Genomic DNA, 3,718 nt, shown 5'->3' on the forward strand with positions numbered 1-3,718 from the left:
CCAATGTAACACCAGAATTCTTGCCCTTCAATCATAGCATCATACTCATATAGCATTCCAGCTTGACTTGTAGCTCTACGCTTACTTATACCAACTGAAATCATGGATTGAACTTTCACATCAACCTCCTTGAATGCTTCCCCATCCTTATCCGATCCCCTCACAGGCTGTGGATGTGGATATTCTATGGCTACATGCCCCATACTACACTCAAATTTAAACTTCGGGTCTCTCCCATCCTTAAGCGCACCTGCAACATCATACTCAGAAATGAAGATCTTACTTTCAAATACTTCTTTTCCATGTGGAACTTTGCACTTATACATGAATGGATGTGATGGATATGATTTGAATCCATCATCTATTAAGTATGCATTGGATACCAATAACTCGTAAGATCCACTTATACTTTTAGCTTCCTCCAAACTTATGTAACCATGCGCGTATAGTGATGTGAGTATAGCTCCCCTCAATGTTGTTGATGGAATATAATTTAGCTGACCCTTATACCCCCTCTCAACCCTCCTCCCCGGAATTATTGTTGGGGATAGGATTTTGATTTTAGCTTCATAGAACCTCATCATACAACCACCTCTTCAACTCGTTAAGCAATATGATCCAATCAGTATTCTTGATGACAGATTCGAGTTGACCATCATCTTCAATCATTACATCCACCATAGACCTCCTACCAAACCTATCCAACCTCAATTCTGCAAGCGACAATAACGTTAACCCAATCAAATTCACATCAACATCACTCAATGAAATCTCACCAGCAAATTCAACACCATAAACCTTCTCGGAAGTGAATAATGCTCCTGTAGCAACCTTCCCACTACTATCATCAATCCTTATACCAGCAACAGTCTCAACATTCACATCCCCCTGCAATTCCAAATCTGAAACCTTCAATACACTTGGAGCATTAGACTTAGGATAACCAAACAACCTACAAACATCACATACGCCACCCATACGTTCATGCGCCTTTTCAATCCTCTCAATATCAATTTCACCACAACACTTGAAACCAAATAAGTCAGCAATCCTAGAAGCAGAAGACCTTAAAGCTCCCTTAAAGCTTGATCCAGGAATATAATACTTTGTAATCCTCTTGCCAGCTTGAATGGTGAACTTCCTAGTAAATGAAACATCAGGACCTAGGGGTAATGCGTATACTGAGCCAAAAGTGGCCATACCAATAGGTTTAACTTTAACCTTAAACTTCAACTCCATCATATTACACCTCCACCGACGATTTTGATCATTCTGTAAGCATCTGAAATTGATGCATTGAATTCATTTGGTATCTCCCCCTTCCCTAAGAATTTACTCAATTCCTCCTTTGGACACAACTCGAAAATAGTGTTGTATATCTTCATATTGTCTTCATAATTCTTTCTCTTAGTTTTCTCATACATTTCTTTAAATCTTGCATATTGTCGTTTAGCATAAACCTTTTCTATGAAGAGTTTGAATATATCAGCATCCTTCTCACATACACCACTAAACACTATAAAACTATCCGCCCTATTCATACATTCTAGAATTCCACTTCTAATACCTTTTATGAAACTTTGAAATTCCTCAATTTTTGGTTTTAGTTCATGTTTAGTTATATAATCCACATATCTTGATGCAAGATAAGATTTCCATATGAAATCAGCGTAATCTGAAGATTCAAATAACAATTTAATGTAATCCTTAAGACCATCATTTTCAGATATCTTGAATGGCTGAATGGAAATCATTTTATCTCTAAGCAACTGAATTCTCTCTCTAACGATCGAATCATTTAATGTGATAGCCTCTTCCACATCAAAAGCAACAACACTACATCCCGGGTCATCTCTAACATTCTTCTTCCCCTCCTTCATCAAACTATTTGCTGCGGAAATTAGACCCCAAATATTGGCTTTTGCAGATCCAACAGCTATGCCAATACTTAAACCCCTACTTTTACCCATATTCAATCTAAACTCATTTCCAACGATCCACGAGAAAACTATTGAAGTCCATGATGGCATTATGATTAAGGCATCATCACCACCAACATACAAGGTTCCAAATAACGTTGACACGTACGGTTTTAATGCCTCATTTAAATCCCCATGATATTTCATTATAGATTCATAAATTACCGTTAAAGCTTTCATAATAGCGTTCTTTAAAGCCATATCTATTCTAGCACTCCTCTCATACATGTCAGTTGGAGAAATGGATGTAGCCATAAATGGACCCATAAGATTACCATCAACCTTCAAAACAGCAATATTCCTCAACTTAACACCAGCAGTTCTCCTTTCAATCAATTCACGCAATTCCGGCTTATCGTGGCCCGAAATTAATTCAATAATGTATTTATTCACATATTCCCAATCAAGATCATAAACATCCTTAACCGTAACGGGCTTCCCACCTACAAAGATGGTGGCTTCATATTTATTCTTAAAACTTATTTCGCTACCAAATTCGTAAAGCGATTTACATACATTGCACACTCTCTTTAAACCTTCAGGAGTTTCTATCTTAGTTTCCACATCATCAAGATAACATAATTGGCACAAATCCTCATAACCACTTGGACTTTTAATCCTCGCAATTGGCATAGATTCACCTTCCATAGAATTCTTCTTCAAGTGCAAATTGTTCATCAACTCTTTTATCATTAAGTACATGTTGTCGCGGAATTGCGTATATGCAAATGTCACTTTAAGACCATTATTTGAGAGTATGTTGTTTAATTGGTCTCCGACGATCTTCTCAAACTCATTTATGAAGAGCCTTGGCATTACGAATTCCACGATTCCACCAGCGGTATATATGAAGGATTCATATGGAACCCATATGTCGTGTTCATCCATGTTTGATTGTATGTAGAATGGTGCGTATGCCATTACGAGGTAGTCTATTAGTAAGCTAGCTCCACTCGTAACTTTGATTTCTTGAGATCTCGATATGTACTTTTGAATGCCAGCAACATCTATAACTCCAATCAGCACATTCCTATAATCCTCTTCCTCACGTCGTTCATCCTCAACTCCTCTGAATGGTTTGACTGGAGACTTAAACCCATCAGTTTCTTTCCTCAAACTGTTGAGAAACTTTGTATTCAATTCTTCAAAAATCTTTGAACCACGCTCTTTATACACCTTAATCCAGAAATCCCAAGCAGTATCACCAGTCCCAAGACCATCCTTATAATTCAAGTTCAACTCTTTAGCTATCGATTCCAAATCTTTTCCAAGATATGATTCCACGAGTTTCCTAACTCTATCTATTGTTGAAGCCATAGTGTCGGCTTCCTTCAGTATAGCTGAAAGATCGTCTTTTGGTTCATGATGCTTAGATATTATGTCAACAATTCTATTTAATGTCTGTTCGGGTATTAATCCATCCAAGAGGAGTCTAGCAACATTTGTTGACAATTCTATATGTTGTTTGTAATTGAAGGGTTTCCCAATGTCATGTAGGAGGGATGCTAACCTTAATACTGCAATTTCAGTTCTATCAAGCTTTTTATTGATGGTGGCTAAACTCCACGCTATTGCAGATGTGAGTAGGAGGTGTGGTATTAAACCTGAAGTGTTGAATCCAGGTCTCGTATCGGATGGGAATATGAACCACGACTTCTCAATATCCTTACAAAGCTTTTCATCAGCTAAAATGGTTGTTAAGCGTTCAATAATACTTGAATATTTTTCCTTACCCTTAT

The 3,718-nt window shown here is 37.4% G+C and carries 3 protein-coding genes; all 3 read right to left on the minus strand.

Annotated elements, in window-relative coordinates; translation table 11 throughout:
• Positions 1 to 584 (minus strand): RAMP superfamily CRISPR-associated protein (locus MRT15_RS11225; RefSeq protein WP_304330298.1); only part of this gene is annotated, 584 nt, incomplete at its 3' end.
• The gene (locus MRT15_RS11230) at positions 568 to 1,239 is read right to left on the minus strand and encodes an RAMP superfamily CRISPR-associated protein (RefSeq protein WP_304330300.1); all 672 of its coding nucleotides are present in this window, start codon (positions 1,237 to 1,239) and stop codon (positions 568 to 570) included. The genes MRT15_RS11225 and MRT15_RS11230, both read right to left, overlap by 17 nt.
• On the minus strand, positions 1,239 to 3,718 hold a 2,480-nt coding region (locus MRT15_RS11235), incomplete at its 5' end, for an HD domain-containing protein (RefSeq protein ID WP_304330302.1). The genes MRT15_RS11235 and MRT15_RS11230, both read right to left, overlap by 1 nt.

Source organism: Candidatus Culexarchaeum yellowstonense (genome assembly GCF_024707025.1).
In the GTDB taxonomy this organism is placed as follows: Archaea; Thermoproteota; Methanomethylicia; order Culexarchaeales; family Culexarchaeaceae; genus Culexarchaeum.

Excerpts from the sequence above, each read along its gene's own strand:
- MRT15_RS11230 (WP_304330300.1), bottom strand. The coding sequence starts at position 1,239 with ATGGAGTTGAAGTTTAAGGTTAAAGTTAAACCTATTGGTATGGCCACT.